This is a genomic window from Chryseobacterium gossypii (assembly GCF_041361455.1).
Taxonomy (GTDB): Bacteria; Bacteroidota; Bacteroidia; order Flavobacteriales; family Weeksellaceae; genus Chryseobacterium; species Chryseobacterium gossypii.
Window position 1 is genome coordinate 76774 of the sequence record NZ_JBGCUR010000009.1, and the last position, 18109, is coordinate 94882.

19 protein-coding genes are annotated in these 18109 nt (G+C 41.1%); 11 read left to right on the plus strand and 8 right to left on the minus strand.

Annotation, left to right across the window (positions count from 1 at the left end):
- Positions 1 to 61: 61 nt before the first annotated feature.
- The 6 genes from darG to ABMQ40_RS07285 form a co-directional block, all read right to left on the minus strand.
- Complete coding sequence (gene darG / locus ABMQ40_RS07260; RefSeq protein WP_370898045.1) at positions 62 to 1111, minus strand: type II toxin-antitoxin system antitoxin DNA ADP-ribosyl glycohydrolase DarG; 1050 nt, start codon at positions 1109 to 1111, stop codon at positions 62 to 64.
- A gap of 1 nt (position 1112) precedes the next feature.
- The gene (gene darT / locus ABMQ40_RS07265) at positions 1113 to 1748 is read right to left on the minus strand and encodes a type II toxin-antitoxin system toxin DNA ADP-ribosyl transferase DarT (RefSeq protein WP_370898047.1); all 636 of its coding nucleotides are present in this window, start codon (positions 1746 to 1748) and stop codon (positions 1113 to 1115) included.
- Between the two features lie 48 nt (positions 1749 to 1796).
- Positions 1797 to 2168: a helix-turn-helix domain-containing protein gene (locus ABMQ40_RS07270; protein WP_370898049.1), complete on the minus strand. Its 372-nt coding sequence runs from the start codon at positions 2166 to 2168 to the stop codon at positions 1797 to 1799.
- 202 nt (positions 2169 to 2370) lie between these two features.
- Entirely contained in the window at positions 2371 to 3285 is a 915-nt protein-coding gene (locus ABMQ40_RS07275; protein ID WP_370898051.1) for a helix-turn-helix domain-containing protein, read from the minus strand.
- 101 nt (positions 3286 to 3386) lie between these two features.
- Positions 3387 to 4226, minus strand: a complete 840-nt coding sequence (locus tag ABMQ40_RS07280; RefSeq protein ID WP_370898053.1) for an SDR family NAD(P)-dependent oxidoreductase — start codon at positions 4224 to 4226, stop codon at positions 3387 to 3389.
- A 224-nt stretch (positions 4227 to 4450) separates the two neighbouring features.
- Entirely contained in the window at positions 4451 to 4879 is a 429-nt protein-coding gene (locus ABMQ40_RS07285) for a DUF4268 domain-containing protein (protein ID WP_370898055.1), read from the minus strand.
- A gap of 143 nt (positions 4880 to 5022) precedes the next feature.
- Between ABMQ40_RS07285 and ABMQ40_RS07290 the strand changes: the two genes are divergently transcribed.
- The 6 genes from ABMQ40_RS07290 (at position 5023) to ABMQ40_RS07315 (ending at position 9700) form a co-directional block, all read left to right on the plus strand.
- Positions 5023 to 5430 carry an RrF2 family transcriptional regulator gene (locus tag ABMQ40_RS07290; RefSeq protein WP_370898115.1) on the plus strand — a complete coding sequence of 136 codons (408 nt, stop codon included), beginning with the start codon at positions 5023 to 5025 and terminating at the stop codon, positions 5428 to 5430.
- Between the two features lie 88 nt (positions 5431 to 5518).
- Positions 5519 to 6211 carry a phosphoadenylyl-sulfate reductase gene (locus tag ABMQ40_RS07295; protein ID WP_370898057.1) on the plus strand — a complete coding sequence of 231 codons (693 nt, stop codon included), beginning with the start codon at positions 5519 to 5521 and terminating at the stop codon, positions 6209 to 6211.
- Positions 6212 to 6231: 20 nt separating this feature from the next.
- Positions 6232 to 7140: a sulfate adenylyltransferase subunit CysD gene (gene cysD, locus ABMQ40_RS07300; RefSeq protein WP_370898059.1), complete on the plus strand. Its 909-nt coding sequence runs from the start codon at positions 6232 to 6234 to the stop codon at positions 7138 to 7140.
- 51 nt (positions 7141 to 7191) lie between these two features.
- A complete protein-coding gene (locus ABMQ40_RS07305; protein WP_370898117.1) occupies positions 7192 to 8433 on the plus strand; it encodes a sulfate adenylyltransferase subunit 1 in 1242 nt (413 codons plus the stop codon).
- Between the two features lie 2 nt (positions 8434 to 8435).
- Complete coding sequence (locus ABMQ40_RS07310; protein ID WP_370898061.1) at positions 8436 to 9323, plus strand: sulfite exporter TauE/SafE family protein; 888 nt, start codon at positions 8436 to 8438, stop codon at positions 9321 to 9323.
- An 86-nt stretch (positions 9324 to 9409) separates the two neighbouring features.
- Entirely contained in the window at positions 9410 to 9700 is a 291-nt protein-coding gene (locus ABMQ40_RS07315; protein WP_370898063.1) for a putative quinol monooxygenase, read from the plus strand.
- A gap of 111 nt (positions 9701 to 9811) precedes the next feature.
- Here ABMQ40_RS07315 and ABMQ40_RS07320 read toward each other — a convergent pair whose 3' ends face one another.
- Both ABMQ40_RS07320 and ABMQ40_RS07325 read right to left on the minus strand, forming a co-directional pair.
- Positions 9812 to 11083 (minus strand): T9SS type A sorting domain-containing protein, encoded by a 1272-nt coding sequence (locus ABMQ40_RS07320; RefSeq protein WP_370898065.1) that lies wholly within the window; start codon positions 11081 to 11083, stop codon positions 9812 to 9814.
- A 185-nt stretch (positions 11084 to 11268) separates the two neighbouring features.
- Positions 11269 to 12045, minus strand: a complete 777-nt coding sequence (locus ABMQ40_RS07325; protein WP_370898067.1) for a T9SS type A sorting domain-containing protein — start codon at positions 12043 to 12045, stop codon at positions 11269 to 11271.
- A gap of 96 nt (positions 12046 to 12141) precedes the next feature.
- On the opposite strand from ABMQ40_RS07325, the gene ABMQ40_RS07330 reads away from it, so the two are divergent.
- Genes ABMQ40_RS07330 through ABMQ40_RS07350 form a run of 5 tightly spaced genes read left to right on the plus strand, consistent with a single transcriptional unit; the run spans position 12142 to position 18091 of the window.
- Positions 12142 to 14280 (plus strand): TonB-dependent receptor plug domain-containing protein, encoded by a 2139-nt coding sequence (locus tag ABMQ40_RS07330; protein ID WP_370898069.1) that lies wholly within the window; start codon positions 12142 to 12144, stop codon positions 14278 to 14280.
- Positions 14281 to 14290: 10 nt separating this feature from the next.
- Positions 14291 to 15397 (plus strand): HmuY family protein, encoded by a 1107-nt coding sequence (locus tag ABMQ40_RS07335; protein WP_370898071.1) that lies wholly within the window; start codon positions 14291 to 14293, stop codon positions 15395 to 15397.
- 18 nt (positions 15398 to 15415) lie between these two features.
- Complete coding sequence (locus ABMQ40_RS07340; protein ID WP_370898073.1) at positions 15416 to 16294, plus strand: heme/hemin ABC transporter substrate-binding protein; 879 nt, start codon at positions 15416 to 15418, stop codon at positions 16292 to 16294.
- Positions 16278 to 17318, plus strand: a complete 1041-nt coding sequence (locus ABMQ40_RS07345) for a FecCD family ABC transporter permease (RefSeq protein WP_370898075.1) — start codon at positions 16278 to 16280, stop codon at positions 17316 to 17318. Before ABMQ40_RS07340 ends, ABMQ40_RS07345 begins: the two co-directional genes overlap by 17 nt.
- On the plus strand, positions 17318 to 18091 hold the full coding sequence (locus tag ABMQ40_RS07350) for a heme ABC transporter ATP-binding protein (protein WP_370898077.1): 774 nt from the start codon (positions 17318 to 17320) through the stop codon (positions 18089 to 18091). The genes ABMQ40_RS07345 and ABMQ40_RS07350 overlap by 1 nt, the downstream gene beginning before the upstream one ends.
- Positions 18092 to 18109: the final 18 nt, after the last annotated feature.

The window sequence follows — 18109 nt, forward strand, 5'->3', positions numbered from 1 at the left end:
CGGAAGGTTTCTCTTTTGTTAATTAATTAGTAGATCAAATTATATTTTACTAATTATAATGTTATACAATTAAGTTGGAAGAATAGTCTTTAAGGTAATTATATGATGTTTCAATATATTCATGCTTAAATAATTCTTTCTTGCGCATATTCCAGTTTGCAATAGCTTTAATTACTTCATCAACGGAATATTGTGGATTTTGAGCAATGATAAAATCAACTGTTGCTAGAATTTCTAATGAAAGTTCTGAAGTAAAGCCAGCTAAAAATTGAATAAGACTTTTTACCCGTTGGGCATCTTCGTAAGAAAGCTCTCTATTAACATATTGTTTTACTTCTTCCCATTTTTCATAGTTTAATTGTAAAGGCTCAAATGGCTTTGTACTTCCTTGTTCCATTCCTTTTAAATAAACACCATTTAGATAATAAAGCACTTTTTCTACACCAATAGCATATGGGCCATAATGATGGGCTTTAAAGGTAAGGTTCAATTTTTGTCCTTTCCGCTGTAAGAAATATGCTAGTTTGTTTGCAGCAAATAAACTACTATATTCGCCCATACTTTCAAAAGCAAATAAAGAATAAAGTAATGAAGCACGAGCCGGTGTCAATTTTATTTCTTTTTTTACTTCTTGTTTTTGTAAAATGGCCTTAATCGCAGCATTTGGCTCATAAATCATGATCTCTGTTTCTAATCCATCCAATGCTTGTTCAATCATAGGTTTTACTTTGTTCCAATCCAAACCACCATTACCACTTCCTAAAGGTGGTATTGCAACGCTTTTTATTTTTTCTTTTTGCAATAACTCACGTAAAGTAATTAATCCTTTTTCAATATATTCATATTTTGAAGGATATCTCCAATGAATTTTAGTAGGGAAATTTATTATAAGCTTTTTACCTAATTGTAGATTTTCGTCCCATACAGCCAAAAGTTTACCAGGTTCTAATTCTTTATTCTTACAAGCATCAATATATGCTTTATTATTATTTGGAAAAGCTTCTTTAAATTGTAATGCAATTCCTTTACCCATTACACCTACTGTGTTTACGGTATTTACTAGAGCCTCCGCTCCAGATTGCATCATATCGCCTTCAAATACTTTTATCATTTTAAAAAAAATATTGTGGCTGAATATTCACAGCCATATTAATATTGTTTTGCTTTAGTAAATTCTTTACAATATTTGCACTATATTTATTATAGACATTTAATGATTCTATACTCGTCAGAGGTACTTGTTTGTGAACTAAAAACTCAGCCTGATATTTTCTGGAGCGATCAGGATCATCTTCATCATTTTTAAAATTACTTTCTTGAATGCATTTCCAATCAATTGAGTTTAATTCTGTCAAATCACAATAATGCTTAGTTAAACTCTTATTTCCTTGTCCATCTGTGAAAAACCATTGTGGCAAAGTTGCTAAATCATTTATTAAGCAACGGATAATCAATATTTCAGTTCGGTTTCTTTTTAAAACTAAAGGATGCCTATAACCAGTTATTATATTAAAAAGCATCATAGATTTTGGAGTAAAATAAAACGGAACATAATCGCCAATCATTCCATAATTATTAATTTTTACAGGCATTGTACTTCTAACATCAATAATTTCAGGATTACCAATGTCAATGTAATTACTGGAGGCATCGGGATGATGTTTATTAACAATACCATTTTTCAACACAAGAGGTAGGTTGTTTATATGGGTAATACGATAACAATATGTCTTATGTTGATTGATCATGTTGAATTGTATACAACTGTTTGTTTAATTTTACTTATATGTTAAATTTCAATTTTTTATCTTCAACCTCTCATTCTCTTCCTTCAAAGCCACAATCTGCTCTTTCAAAACTTTAATATAATCCTGTAAATCCTCTACAATAGAATTGGGTATACCATTGAAGTTATTGAAATAACTGCCGGAGTTTCCGTTAAAGGTAGTATTGTCATGATTGTTATGTACAATAGCTTTTAGCTTTTCTTCTTTTATCTCTTCCACCGGAACATCCAACGCCTTGGCCAGCTTTTCCCATTCATCATCGTAGATTCTTACTTCATCATTTTCTTTTCGGGAATAGTTGGAGACATCTGTGGCGATGATCTTAGCCATATATTCCTGGGTGTATCCTCTTTGTTTTCTTAGATTTCTTAGCTTTTCCATATATGATCTTTATCTGTGCTTTATACAAATATAGACAAAAATGAGGCAAAATTTTGAAATAAACGATAGCCAAGACCAGATTTTAAACCATAAGCATTAATAAGTCATAGAAAATGGTCAGGAAACCTGCACATCTGCTTACCTTTTATAAATATCTTTACTTTTAATAGGAAACAAATCTGCCGTTTACCCGGACTCTGTTTCAATTAAACAGCTTTCTGAACGCTCCCGGCGACTGGCTGGTTTTCTGCTTGAACAGCTTACTGAAAGACTGCGGATGCTCAAATCCCAGTTCATAGGCAATTTCACTTACGGAAAGGTTCGTTGTACTCAGGCGTTCTTTGGCGGCATCAATAATTTTGTTCTGGATGTGCTGTTGCGTATTTTGCTGGGTATGGATGCGCAGTAAAGTTCCCAGGTAATTGGGGGAAATATTCATCTGCTCAGCGATCGCTTTTACAGAAGGAATACCCTTTTCGAGGAGATCCCCGCTGTCGAAATACCGGGAAAGAACCTCTTCAAACCTTACCAGCAGTTCGTGGCTGGATTTTTTCCGAGTAAAAAACTGCCGTTCATAAAAACGTTCGGAGTAGATCAGGAATAATTCAAGCTGGGCGACAATCAGATCCTGGGTGAACTTATCAATATTCGTCTGATATTCCTTTTCAATATTTTTAAACAGATCTACAATGATCTTCTCTTCCTTATCCGAAAGAAAAAGCGCCTCATTGATCTGATAGCTGAAAAACTCGTAGGATTTTATTTTCCTGATCAGGGAAGTTCCCCAAAGAAAATCGGGATGGATCAGCAATAAATACCCTGTGGGTTCCACTTCCACCTCAGGCTTCATTTCCAGGCTTAAAAACTGGAGTGGAGAAACGAAGCACAACACTCCGGAATCAAAATCATATTCCTGCTGCCCGTAATTGAACTTGGCATTCACATTACGTTTCAGACCGATGGAGTAAAAGTTCTGCACCCATTTCAGCTCATCATCATTCACGGGATACCTTACCTTGCTGTAATCAATCAGGCTGATCAGCGGATGTTCAGGCTTCGGAAGACCACAGAAAGCATGAAAGTCTGAAATAGAATTGAAGCGGAATGTCTGTTTCATAATCACTAAGTTATTTAATTATTTTTGAATGGCGGATTGCAATATTGTAAAATGAGATCCTCCGAGCCTCTCGAAGGATCTGTAAATTGCGGGTAAAAAGATTAAATTCCTGTAGATACCGTTAGACTTTCCCAATCTTTGGCGTCTTTTGTAATGGCTTCAATCTTTTTATGGAGGAAGTCGGCTGCTCCAACGCCTAACAATAAATGCACCGGCGGATTTTCTTCCCTGCTGATGGCGATCAGCCCTTCTGCTCCTTTCTCAGGGTCGTTAGGTTGGTTTCCGTTAATATCATTAAGGTGGGCCTGCTCGGAGTTTCTGGCCGCTTCATAAGCTTCGACAGGCCTCGCAGGAGTTTTCACTGAATCCTTACTCAGGAAATCCGTACGGAAATAGCCCGGATATACTACCGTAGCATGTATTCCGAAATCCTTCACCTCTTCTGCCAGGGCTTCCGTAAATCCGGCTACCGCAAATTTGGTAGAGCAATAGATCCCCCAGCCCGGAAAGTTCCCCGAGTATCCTCCTACAGAGGAAATATTGAAGATATGCCCTGATTTTTGCTCCCGGAGGAAAGGCATGACGTTTCTGATCACATTCAGCGTTCCGAAAACATTTACGTCAAAATTGGCCCTTGCCTCTTCATCAGAAAGCTCTTCCAGAGTACCGATCTGGCCGTAGCCGGCATTATTGACCACCACGTCGATCTGCCCGAAATGATCCACGGTTTTGGAGATCGCTGATTTTACGTCATTGTCATCCGTCAGGCTGACCCCCAGTGGCAGAAACTTTTCAGAAGCTTCCCCGATTTCTGAGATAAGAGACTGTACGCTGCGGCTGGTGGCGGCAACATGAAAATTCTCCTGCAATAATTTTTTTACCAGTACCAGGCCTAATCCCTTGGACGCGCCTGTTACTAACCATACTTTTTTTGTTTCCATTTTTTTTACTTTATTGTTGTAATGATGGTACAAAGATGGGCAGATGCAGGGAAGCAAATGTAGCCCGATCAACGAATGATGTAATCAGATCGTGAATAATGAAGTATGTAAAAAATAAAAGAGAAACCGGAGCTTCTCTTTATTCATTTCTTTTATGCGGATTATAACGGGCTATATCCGTCCTCTCAATAGCGTTGCTGAATACTGTCCGGTGCTCTAAAGCATCAGATATCCTTTATAAAATCCTCATATTCATAGTAGAACCGCTCAAAACCGTCCATTTTCTCTACAAAAAACTCAAATATTTCTTGCCAGGTGTTTTTATTGAAGACGGAAACCCCATGCTTCTCAACCCAGACTTTACTGATGATCTTCCCATTATCCAAAGTGAAATACTCTTCCTTCTGAAAACCTCCGATGAAGTCTTTAAGAATATCTTCCAGAGACCAGATCTTTTCATAATATGCGTTCCGGAAGATCTCATCTTTCATTTCTATATCCAAAGAAACCTCCGCTTTCCTGTTATCCGCGTAAAACTTGAACGACATATCCTTGATCTTGGTATCATACAAGATCCATTTCCTGGGAAAAGACTTTCCGAATGCCGTCCAGAATTCCCTTTTTAGCTGCTGTGCCTCCTGTTTGCTGAACATGAGGCAAATATAGTAATTTGCCGGGGAAGACGGAGGCTGGCGGAAGGGAAGTTGATGTAAGTATTGCAGAAAACTTCCGGTGCCTGCCTTTCCGTTTTATCTGCACTTTACACATTCAAACAATTTTTATTATTTTTGCTGCAATGCTGTCTAAAAAATCTCAATATGCTTTCAAGGCGCTTTCATATCTTGTAGAAAAAAGAAATGAAGGCCCGATTCTTATTTCCGAAATTGCAGAACATAAGAAGATTCCGTTGAAGTTTTTGGAAAATATCCTTCTTGAACTGAAAAAGGCGGACATTCTTGATAGTAAAAAGGGAAAAGGCGGAGGATACTTCTTTAAAGAGAATCCTGGTAATGTAAAGCTGGCAAAAATCATCAGGCTGGTGAACGGGCCTATTGCCCTGCTTCCCTGTGTAAGCCTTAATTTCTATGAAAAATGTGAGGATTGCAATGAAGACCATTGTGGCCTGCATGACGTGCTGATAGAGGTTCGTGATGCTTCACTCAATATTCTTGAGAAAAAAACGCTGCTCGATTTAGTTGACTGATTTAAATCCTTTTTTTTGAATAAATAGTCTACTCATTTGGTAGGATAATATTTTTATTAGATATTTGCATTACTTCAAATGATAAAATATGATTTCAAAAGAAGATGCAGATACACTGAAACAGCTTTCAGCAGAGGAAGGATTGAAATTCGTTTCAGTAAAATTCCCGGAAGGAGTGGTTTTTTCAACCTCGCTGGGCCAGGAAGACCAGGTGATTACTGACATCATCTTCAGAAACAGGCTGCCGGTAAAGGTCTTTACGCTGGATACAGGCAGGCTCTTCCCTGAACATTACGAATTACTTTCAAACAACAATTCCAAATACAAAATCCGGACCCGGGTTTATTTTCCCGATGCCTCGGAGGTAGAGCAGTATGTGAATGAAAAGGGAATCAATGCCTTTTACCAATCCATCGAAAACAGGAAAGAATGCTGCTATATCCGTAAGGTAAAGCCTCTGAACCGGGCACTGGAAAATGCAAAGGTCTGGATCACGGGCCTTCGTGCCGGGCAATCTGAAAACCGCGGCAATATGCAGGCTGTTGAATGGGATGAAGACAGGAACCTGTATAAATACAACCCCCTGATCCACTGGGATTATCAGGAGGTCCTGACCTATCTTGAACAGAATAAGGTTCAGGAACTGTCCCTGCATAAAAAAGGATTCATCAGCGTTGGATGCCAGCCCTGCACCAGAGCCATTACGGAAGGCGAAGATCCCCGGGCGGGACGCTGGTGGTGGGAAGCTTCACATAAAGAGTGCGGTCTGCACACGAAATAATTAAAACTTTCAAATAAATAATGAGTACCTATACACTAAACTATCTGGAACAGCTGGAAGCTGAGAGCATTTATATCATGCGTGAAGTGGCAGCTCAGTTTGAGAGGCCTGCGTTACTTTTCAGCGGCGGGAAAGATTCCATTACCCTGGTTCACCTCGCGAAAAAGGCTTTTGCCCCGATGAAGATCCCGTTCCCGCTGGTGCATATAGATACAGGACACAATTTTCCGGAGGCTTTGCAGTTCAGGGATCACCTTGCCGAAAGTATCGGCGCGGAGCTTATTGTAAGAAAAGTTGAAGATACGATAAGAGAGAAAAAGCTAACGGAGCCGAAAGGGAAATTTGCTTCCAGAAACTGGCTTCAGACCCATACCCTATTGGATACTATTGAAGAGTTCCGGTTTGATGCCTGTATCGGAGGGGCAAGAAGAGATGAAGAAAAGGCAAGGGCCAAGGAACGCTTTTTCTCCGTACGGGATGAATTTGGGCAATGGGACCCAAAGCTGCAACGGCCGGAATTATGGAATATCTACAACGGAAAGATCAATAAAGGGGAGAATGTAAGGGTTTTTCCGATTTCAAACTGGACCGAGCTGGATGTGTGGAACTATATCAGGAAGGAGAACATTCAGCTTCCGTCGATCTATTTTGCCCATCACCGGGATGTCATTGAATATGATGGCCAGCTGATCGCCGTTTCCGATTTTATCAGGATAGATGAGAATGATAAGATCATCAATAAGAAAGTGCGTTACAGAACCGTGGGAGACATGACCTGTACGGCAGCGGTGGAAAGCTCCGCAGAGACTTTGGATGAGGTGGTGAACGAAATCACCGCTTCCAGGATTTCCGAACGCGGAGAAACAAGGATTGACGATAAAGTGACGGAAGCCGCTATGGAAGATAGGAAAAAAGGAGGCTATTTTTAACAGGCTTGCAGACCTTATGCTCATCATGTATAACTTATAACTATAATGAACGTGGACATATTAAGATTCATAACCGCAGGAAGTGTGGACGACGGAAAAAGCACCCTGATCGGAAGGCTCCTGTACGACAGCAAAAATATACTAATCGACCAGCTTGAAGCCTTGGAAAAACAATCGAAGAATAAAAATGCTGACGGCGTGGACCTGGCTATCTTAACGGACGGACTGAGGGCGGAAAGGGAACAGGGAATCACTATTGACGTGGCTTACCGTTATTTTTCAACACCGAAAAGAAAATTCATTATTGCCGATGCTCCCGGACACATCCAATATACAAGAAATATGATTACGGGTGCATCCAACTCACAGCTGATTGTAATCCTGATCGATGCCAGACAGGGCGTTATTGAGCAGACAAGACGGCATTCCATTATCGCGTCATTACTGAAAATGAAGAATGTGGCCGTAGCGGTAAATAAAATGGATCTGGTGGATTATTCCAGGGAAATTTTCGAAGATATAAAATCACGGTATCAGCAGGTGGCCGACAAGCTGGGGTTGCAGAATGTCAGCTATTTTCCCATTTCAGCATTTCATGGAGATAATATTGTTGAACGGTCAGAAAATATGCCCTGGTATGATGGCCCCACGCTTCTGGATTTTCTCGAAAATGTTGAGGTAAGCCATAATAAAGACCTGGAAAGATCAAGGTTCCAGGTACAGTATGTGATCCGCCCTCAGACCGGGGAGCTTCATGATTACAGAGGCTATGCGGGAGAAGTTATTTCCGGAATTTACAGGAAAGGAGATGAGATTACCGTTCTTCCGCAAAATATCCGCACCATCATTTCCGGGATAGAGACTGGCGGTAAAGAAGTGGATATGGTATTTGCCAATCAGCCCGCTGTTCTGCATATTGAAGATGATATAGACATCAGCAGGGGAGACTTTCTGGTAAAAACAGAAGATCTTCCGAAAGTGGAAAATGAAATTGAAGCCATTGTCTGCTGGCTGGATAAAAAGGAGCTCAGCGAAGGCAATAAGTATTTTATTCAGCATAAAAGCAAGGTGCTGAAGGCTGTCATCAAAGAGATCGAATATAGAATAGATGTCAATACCCTTGAGAAAATGCCTGTTACTGAAAATATAAAACTGAATGAAGTGGCAAAGCTTCGGCTCAAAACGTCCTCGCCTTTGGTTTTTGACAGTTTTGAAGATAGCAGGGATACCGGAAATGCAATTTTGATTGATGAAACAGGCAATTCCACCGTTGGAGCTGTAATGATTTTATAAAAATGGAGATCTCCAGGAAAGTTCAGATAAGGCTTAATGTATTCTTTGCCACGACCGCAGTATTGTTCATTGTGGTCCTGGCCATGTATGAGCTGGGCTATCTGGACGAGCTTTTGACGATCCTGGCCAAAGATAATTATATCTTCTACTGGATGATGCTGGTGGGATTTCTGGCTGAAATTGTTGCCGGCTCTATGGGAATGGGCTACGGGGTGATCTGCACCACAACACTTTTGTTCCTGAATATTCCGCCTCATGTTGTAAGTGCGAGCATACATTCGGCGGAAAGCTTTACAACGGCGGCGGGAAGCATCAGCCATGTGAAGCTTAAAAATGTAAGCAAAGGACTGGTGAAAAAGCTCGCTATCCCGGCGGTGGCCGGAGCTATAATAGGAGCGGTCTGCCTGACTTACCTGGGGGAATATTATGCTAAGATCACTAAAACGATTATTGCTTTTTATACCCTATATCTCGGCTTTCAGATCCTTTCCAATGCCTTTAAGAAAAAGCAGGATAAAAAGCTAAAGCGGAAAACCAACTTAACAAGGCTGGGACTTATCGGAGGATTCATAGACTCTTTTGCCGGCGGAGGGTGGGGGCCTCTGGTAACGGGAACTCTGATCAAAAATGCATTTACCCCGAGATTTGCGGTAGGAAGCTCTACGGTGGCTAAGTTTATCCTTACCCTTACGGCCGCCATTACCTTTATTTTTACCTTGGGCATCCAGCACTGGAATATCATTCTGGGATTGCTGATCGGCGGCATTGTTACAGCACCTTTCTCCGCAATGCTTACCGCCAGGCTTCCCGTGAAAAAAATGTTCCTGATCATCGGGACCCTGGTGATTGTGATGAGTTCCATAACTATTTATAAATCAGTTTTCAACTGAGATTTATGCTTATTGTGGAAAAATAGAGGAGATAAAAAGAATTTCGGTCTTGAAAATATTATACTTTTACACCAAAAAATCAGCGTATGAATTTGCATATAGTTGCGCTTTTCAGGTTCAATGAAAACTATCTGATGGAAGCGGTGGAATTATTTCAGAACCTTGTAAAAGAAACCAGAAAAGAAGAAGGATGCCTTCAGTATGACCTTATAGAGGATAAAGACAATAAAGGTACTTTCTTCCTGATAGAATTATGGGAATCCGTTGAACATCACAACAATCACATCGGGCAGGACCACCTGCTGAATTTCCGCAGTGAAGCTTCCAGAATTATGGAAAGCACTACTGAAGTATATAAAGGATTTAAAATATACTAAGATCAAAGAAGAGCATAAGCTGAGAATAAAAGCTCCTGCCGGTTCAAAAAAGGCTGCCACCCTGAGGTAAGCAGCCTTGAATTAGAAAAAATAGAAAGTATTATCTTCAGATTATTGCACGATCAGCTTTTTGGTTTCCGAATGGCCTCCATAAGAGATTTTTACAATATAATTTCCGGTGGTAAGCTGTGACAGGTTTAGGTCTTGTCTGTAAAATCCTGCCTGATTGGTAAGTTCAGAAGAATAAACCCTTTTTCCGGAAAGGTCATATATCTCTATACTGCCTTTGTTGCCGGCTTTTTCTTTAATATCGAACAATACGGTGATTTTTCTGTCAGCCCTCACCGGATTCGGGTAGATCCCGAACGAAGCTTTCTTACCCACTTCGGTAATCCCCAATGAAGCAGTAACATTCTTATACTTGAAGTACATATTCCCATTGGATGCTCCGCCATTCTGAGTGAAGAACATTCTGTAGTAGTCAGACCCCTGTTTTACATAATATACCACATCATTGTAGACTCCTGAGGTAGGCTTCCATGAATGCCCAATCGCTGTAATGTTTCCGGAAAATGCAGTTGATGCAGGGATGTTATAGGTATTTGTTTCCTGTGTTTCAGGCTGTACTTTTGCCACGGTAACATTCGGGTTCTGGATAACTCCGGACATTCTGTACATCATGATATTTGCATAAAAAGTCCAGTATCTTGTGAACATAAGATCCCAGTTAGCCTTCGGTGGTTCAAGATTGGAGACCTTATCTCCGGTAGTAAATGAAAAATAGTTGAAATAAGCATCGTCTGTTCCGTTGGCCAGTGTTCTGGTTTGGGTAGCATCCCATGAGGTGCCGTTCCATTTGGAATATTTAAAAGTATACCCTCCGAAATAATCGGTGATCATGAATTTGATATAAGAATTGGAATTCAGGTACTTCAAAACAAATATTATCTTGCCTTCAATATGGTGGTTGGCCACATTGTAGTCTCCCCATCCGTAAGATGCGGTGCCCTGTTCGAAAGCCCCTTCCTGAATAGAAGCGGTCTGATCTGGATTATATAACGGGGCTCCCCATGAAGCAATATTGGCAATATTGATATTGTCCCAGTCCGCAGGATTGTCCGATGCCTGATATACTTCAATATTCTGGGCGTCATTGATCCGGGTTCCGAAGCTCATGCTCGAATTTCTGTAAAATGCCACATCCCATGAATCTGCTGGCTGTGATACGATATTGTTGGTGCTGAAATCGAAAAAAACACGGTTCTGGTAATTAGGCCCTGTGGTTAAACTTACTGTAGTATATCCGTTGATATCCACCTGAGCTGAAGCTGTCTGCTGAATGCCTATACAAAGTATAGAAGCCAGAAGTAGTTTTGCTTTCATAGTTAAAGAGGTTATTATTTAGAATTATTCTACAAAAGTATAGTATTTATTTTTAATGATTCTAAATAAAAACATGATTTTTATCTTATTTTGAAACTCCGGATAAGCAGGTTATCAGAAAAAATAAAAGCTGACCTGAATTCACAGATCAGCCTTTCATAGCTGTAAGCTTGGTCTAATAAATCTTACCTTTTGATAAATTTCGATCTTACTGCTGCACCTTCGGCAGTTTCTATGATGATATAATAAACGCCTGTTTGAAGAGAGCTGATATCAAATTTACGGTCCTGAAGCTTTCCTTCCGCAACTTTTTGCCCTGCCGTGGAATAAATATCGATGTTTTTTGGCTCTTTTTTAGCCACAAACTCTAAAGCGCTATTTTCTGAATTTACAGCAAATCTGATATTGTCTGCGGATTTAATCTGATCTGATACCCCCAGGGTGGTTGCAGCGGTCAGCACTACATTGTCAATATGGAATGCTCCGTGGGCAACCGTTGATACGAATTTAAATGCCAGGTACTGGTAGGCTGAAGACGGAACATTAAGCGTAATGGTTTGCTCAGTGGTAGAAGACAAAGTTACGGGGGCTCCCAGTGAAGTGAATGTAGACATATCCGAAGGAGAAGCTACCAGGCCTACCTCAATGGTTCCCGCACCGGCCGAGCCCGTAGTCTGGGCCGCAGTGAAAGTCAGAGTCTGAGATCCGTTGGGAGCTACAATCTGCGGTGATACCGCATAATAGGCAGTATTAGGGAAAAAGAATGAATACCCTTGCAGGTACTTATTGGTAGTACCGTCTATATATACCATAGGTCCTGTTGTCACCTTACCCCATCCGTTTTGAGGAAGAGAAGTGGTCCCTGTCGTAAATGTTTCAAAGTTTTCATTAATGGAAGCTAACTGGGCATTGGCCGTAACCGTTGAGAACACTAAAGCTCCTAAAAGTAATTTTACTTTCATAATATTATTTTTATTTAGAATTATTACACAAAAATATATAATTATTTTTAATTGTTCTAAATAAAACTGTTATATTTGTCGAAAATTTTTTCCCTTATGAAGAAGAAAGTACTTTCCATGCTTTCATTATCCACTGTTTTCTGGATGAATGCACAGGAAAAAGATTCTCTGAATCAGAAGAACATTGAAGAAGTGGTCGTTACCGGCCAGTACACCCAGCAATCCATTAACAAATCTATTTATAAAGTTGAAGTAATTGATGCACAGCAGATCAAAAATATGGCTGTTACAAATGTTGCTGAAGTTCTTAACCAAAACCTCAATATTTTAATCCAGCCGGATAGAGGCAGCGGTGATTCCAGTGCAAATATTATGGGATTGAGCGGGGAATACACTAAAATTCTTATTGATAATATCCCTGTTGTAAGTGATCAGGGGATGGGTAATCTGGTTGATCTCACAAAACTCAACGTAAATAATATTGAGCGGATCGAAATCGTAAAAGGTTCCATGGGAGTGGAATATGGGAATAATGCCGTGGCGGGGGTCATCAATATCATTACCAAAAAAAATTACTCTAAAAAATTCAATGCCCGGATTTCATTACAGGAAGAAACCGTCGGTAAAGATTACGACTGGTTCAAAAAAGGGAATGGCCGGCACGTACAGTCTTTAAATCTGGGATATAAATTATCTGAAAACTGGTCACTGACAGCTGATCTTAATCATAATGACTTTCAGGGCTATAAAGGGAAATTCCGGGGCTATAAGTTTTTTGATCCGGACAATGCATTGAGAGGATATGAATGGCAGCCGAAAGACCAGCTCGTTGCTAATGCCGCCGTCCGTTATGCAAAAAACAATACCTCTTTATTTTACAAAGTTAATTTTCTTACGGAAACCGTGAACTATTATAATCCTCTTGTGGAAGATACTCCGTTGGGTGGAGGCCAGAGAACTTATGTTTCCCGTGATAAGGATTATTTTACAAAAAGATGGATCCACCAGCTAAATATTCAGACCAAACTGGGATCCAGGATCAACTATAACGGTGATTTTTCCTACCAGAGCCAGGAAAGAAAGTTCCAGGATTATCGGTATGATGTGCCGAACAGAACGGAAATATCAAAACAGGACAAGCAAACCTACTATAAATCAGAGGTCCTGTATTCCAGGGGTATGTTCAGCAATTTTTTAGATAGCGAGAAAATCAATTTTCAGATTGGATATGAACTGGACAGGACCAAAGGTTTTGCAAGCAGTACAACAGGGAATTTCGGGACCTCAGGAAAGGAGGACATCAGCAGGACCATCTTTAATTATGCTAATTTCTTATCTGCCGAATGGAAGGTGACAGATAGATTCTCGCTGCGTCCGGGAACCAGGCTCGCCCTGAGTGATAAATTTGATTCCCAGTTTAATTATTCTTTGACAACCAGATACAGTTTCTCCGAAAGATCTGATATCCGCGGGATTTTCGGTTCTGCGAACAGATTCCCTACCTATGACGAACTATATACTTACCTGGTTGATAATAATCATGATATCAGGGGAAATGAAAACCTGAAACCTGAAACGGGATATTCCATAGGCCTGTTTTGGGATTATAACATCCATACCCGGGATAACTGGAAGTTCAACATCAGCCTTTCGGGAATGTACCTTGACGTAAAGGACAGGATCGAAAGCGTGATCATCAGCAACAGCCCGCTGAAATACACTTATCTGAATATTGATGATTACAGATCATTATTGTTTGGTGGAAGCGTCAATATCAGAAAAAATAATCTGAGTATCAATGCAGGAGTTTCCACGATGGGAATTTCACAAATACTGAATACAGGGAATATTGTTTCACCGGATGATTTCAATTATTATGTGGAGGCAAATCTGTCAGCCAGCTATACGCTTCCCCAAGCCAAAACACTTTTTGCATTGTATTATAAATATTCAGGGAAAAGCAGGCAGTATGTCCACCGTGCAAATGCCCAGGACCCTCTGGATCCGGGACAGTATGTGCTGGGGGAGATCGGTGATTTTAGTATGATGAATTTCACGGTATCCCAGCCGTTCTTTAAAAATCAGCTGGAGCTGAGCCTGGGAATTAAAAATATTTTTGATGTTTCCACCATAAGAAATACCACTATAGCCGGTGATGGGCACAATGCAGGAGCAAACGATCAGAACCTGTTCTATGGCAGAAGCTATTTTGCCCGCTTAAACTATAATTTTTAAAAGAATAAGAATGAGAAAAATACTATTTTACCTTTTGCTGGGAGCTTCACTGGTTTCACAATCATGCATTAATGATAATGAAGATCCCGTAGCGGTAGCGCCTGTTGAAGGATCTATTGCCAACCCCGAAGTAGGAGGTGCTACACAGCCCAATCAGGTCTGGATTGATTTAAGCGAAATTGATCCGGGTACTAAAGGGCCGAAACAAACCATTACCAGGAGGACGGACTGGGATCTGGCCTTTTATTCCGGAAGCGCCTTTAAAGTTATATTGAATTCTTCGATAATGATGGCAGCAGGAAAGATCCCTGATGTTACGGATTTAGATCAGGTAAACGAATCTACGCTCTCTTCATTGATGAACCAGGTGCAGGTAGCCAATTTCAATCCTGCCAATGAAGTTTATATTGATGATGTGAAAGGGAACTTTCCGGGCGGATACACCGCCATTGAAGAAATAAAGGCAAATGATTCTGAAAATGCGGTTTACCTTGTGAATATGGGTAAGGATATTTATAGCGGCAGTGTGGCCGCAGGAAGCGTAGCAACGGGTGGAGAGAGCAGAGGTTGGAAAAAAGTACAGATCTTGAGGGCAGGAGATGGATACAGGGTGAAAGCAGCAGATCTTGACGGAAGTAATTATTATGAAGCTGTTATAGCCAAAAATCCCGCCTACAACTATAGCTTCGTGAGCCTGAAAGACAAAAAGGAAGTATTCATCCAGCCTGAAAAAAACAAATGGGATCTTTGCTTTACCGTATTTACCAACATCATTACGGGTGCAGGCAGCTACATTTATGCAGACTTTGTAAATAATAACAACCTTGGCGGAGTAGGTGCCTATGAGGTGATCGTATCTTCAGGCTCCGGGATGGATGCTTATAATAATTTTAAACTTTCTGATGTGGATCAGTCTAAGCTGGTTTACAATGATCACCGTGTGATCGGGGGCAACTGGAGAAATCCTGTAGGCACAAACGGCCTTGAGGTTTATGGTGACCGTTTCTATGTGATTAAAGATGCTGATGGATACTATTTCAAGCTGAAATTCACAAGGCTTACAAACAGTGAAACTGGAGAACGTGGCTTTCCTCAATTCGAATACAAACCTTTATAAATCAAATAATAGTATAACATGAAAAAATTCATTTTGGTAGCGTCGGTTCTTTTGGCTGTTTACTCATGTAAAAAAGCAGAAAGCACCGGAAAAGAAAACGCTACGGAGACTGCTTCCGAAGCCCCGAAAAGTAATAATAAGATCGTGACCCTGAGCGGCGGGATCACAGAAATCGTAAGTGCCCTGGGACATGAGAAAGAGATCGTAGGAACGGACGTTACCAGTACCTATCCCGAGACTCTGAAATCTACGGCTAAAGATCTGGGACATGTAAGATCCATGACCATTGAGCCAATCATGGCGTTAAACCCTACTTTGATTTTAGCATCAGACAAGGATATCAACCCCGAATTGCTTGGAAAGATAAAATCGTCAGGGATTAAAGCTGAAATTTTCAAACAGGAATATTCTGTGGAAGGAACAAAAAAATTGATCGAGCAGGTAGCCAAAGCCATAGGCAGCACAGAATACCAGAAACTGAATGATAAGATTGATGCTGACCTGAAACAGGTTCAGCCTGTCGCTGAAAAGCCGAAAGTACTATTCATATATGCCAGAGGAAATATGCTGATGGTATCGGGGAAAAACACACCGATGGACGCCCTGATCAGCCTGGCTGGCGGAAAGAATGCGGTTATCGATTTTGAGGATTTTAAGCCGTTGACTCCTGAAGCTGTTGTGAAAGCCAACCCTGATGTACTGTTTTTCTTTACCACCGGGTTAGAAAGTGCCGGGGGAAGCGAAGGAGCGCTTAAGATGCCTGGAGTGGCCCAGACCAACGCAGGAAAGAACAAAAAAATCATTGCAATGGACGGAGGTCTGGTTTCCGGTTTCGGGCCAAGATTGGGAGAAGCTGCAGTAGGACTAAACAAGCTATTAATTGAAAACACAAAGTAAATTATATTTTTATTTTATTATAAGTGTCGTGCTGCTTGCAATATTAGCGGTACTGGCACTTAATACCGGAGTTTATGACTTTGGAGGGAAAGCCCCGTTCAAGGTCTTATGGCAGTTTGTAAAAGGAGATCCGAATCTGTCCCTGAGCAATAAATATGTAATCTGGGATGTGCGTGCAGCGAGAATCGTGATGGCGATGCTTATCGGAAGTATGCTAGCCGTTTCAGGAACCGGATTGCAGGGGTTGTTTAAAAATCCGCTGGCAACGGGGGACCTGATTGGTCTGACCTCGGGAGCAACGCTGCTTGCCGCAATTGCTATTGTTTTAGGAGGACATTTCAGGCAGTATCTTCCTGAAGCCGTACAATTTTCACTGGTGAGCATTGCAGCTTTTATAGGAGCTTTCTTATCAATGATGCTGGTATACAGGATATCCACAAGCGGAGGAAAGACGAATGTGGTGATGATGCTTCTTACCGGGGTTGCCATTACGGCTATAGGCTTCTCAATCACAGGCTTTTTGATCTATATATCCAAAGACGAGCAGTTGAGGGACCTTACCTTTTGGAACCTCGGAAGCTTGGCGGCGGCCACCTGGACCAAAAATATCGTGCTGGCAGTGGTGATGCTTATTTCCTACATCATCTTACTGCCTAAGGGAAAAGCCTTGAATGCGATGATGCTGGGAGAAAAAGATGCCCAGCACCTGGGGATCAGTGTGGAAAGATTAAAAAAACAGATCATTGTGATCACGGCGCTGATGGTGGGAAGCAGTGTGGCCTTTTCAGGAACCATCGGCTTTGTAGGGCTTATAGTTCCCTATATCCTAAGGCTTGTATTCAAATCCGACTATACCTTTATCCTGCCGCTGTCGGCAGTTTGTGGAAGTATCCTGCTGTTGACGGCAGATACGTTCAGCAGAAGCATAGTAGAGCCGTCGGAATTGCCGATCGGGATCCTCACGGCATTAATGGGAGGCCCTATTTTCATTGCCATCCTGATTAAACATAAAAGATCATTGTAATGATAAAAGCACATCAGATCAGCTACAGACATAAGGAATTCCATATTCTGGATGGGGTAGATATTTCTCTGGAATATGGTGAGTTTTTAGCCATTGTAGGTCCGAATGGAGCAGGGAAATCGAGCCTGCTGAGCATTTTGGCGAATGAAGTAAAATACGGGAACCAGACAATTTTGTTTAAAAATAGGCCGGTCTGTGACTGGAATATCCGGGAGATATCCAGGCATAAGGCTAAGTTTTCACAGCATAACAGCAATGATATCCCTCTGGAGGTGAAAGATGTGATCATGATGGGAAGATATCCCTATTTTGATTCGCAGCCGGGACCAGAAGACTTTGAAGCGGTAGAAGGAATGATGAAGGAAACCGATGTTCTCCATCTAAAGGACAGGGAATACAATACCTTGTCCGGAGGAGAAAAGCAGAGGGTCCATCTATCCAGGGTAATGGCTCAGCTGCAAAATAAAATTGCCCATAAGCTGGTTTTCCTTGATGAGCCCCTGAATAACCTGGACATCAGGCATCAGTACAAAGCTTTGGAGATTATTAAAAAATTTACAAGAAAAGCGAACAGCGCTATTGTTGTGCTGCACGACCTGAATCTGGCAGCTCAGTTTGCAGACAAGATCCTCCTGATGAAGTCAGGGAAAGTATCAGCTTACGGAACGCCGGATAAGGTTTTTACGGCAGAAAACATCAGCAAGGCTTACAATTTTCCATGTACGATCTGTCCGCATCCTGTTAACAGTCACCCGATGATCATTTTTGGATAACCGGTGAATTTATAAGAT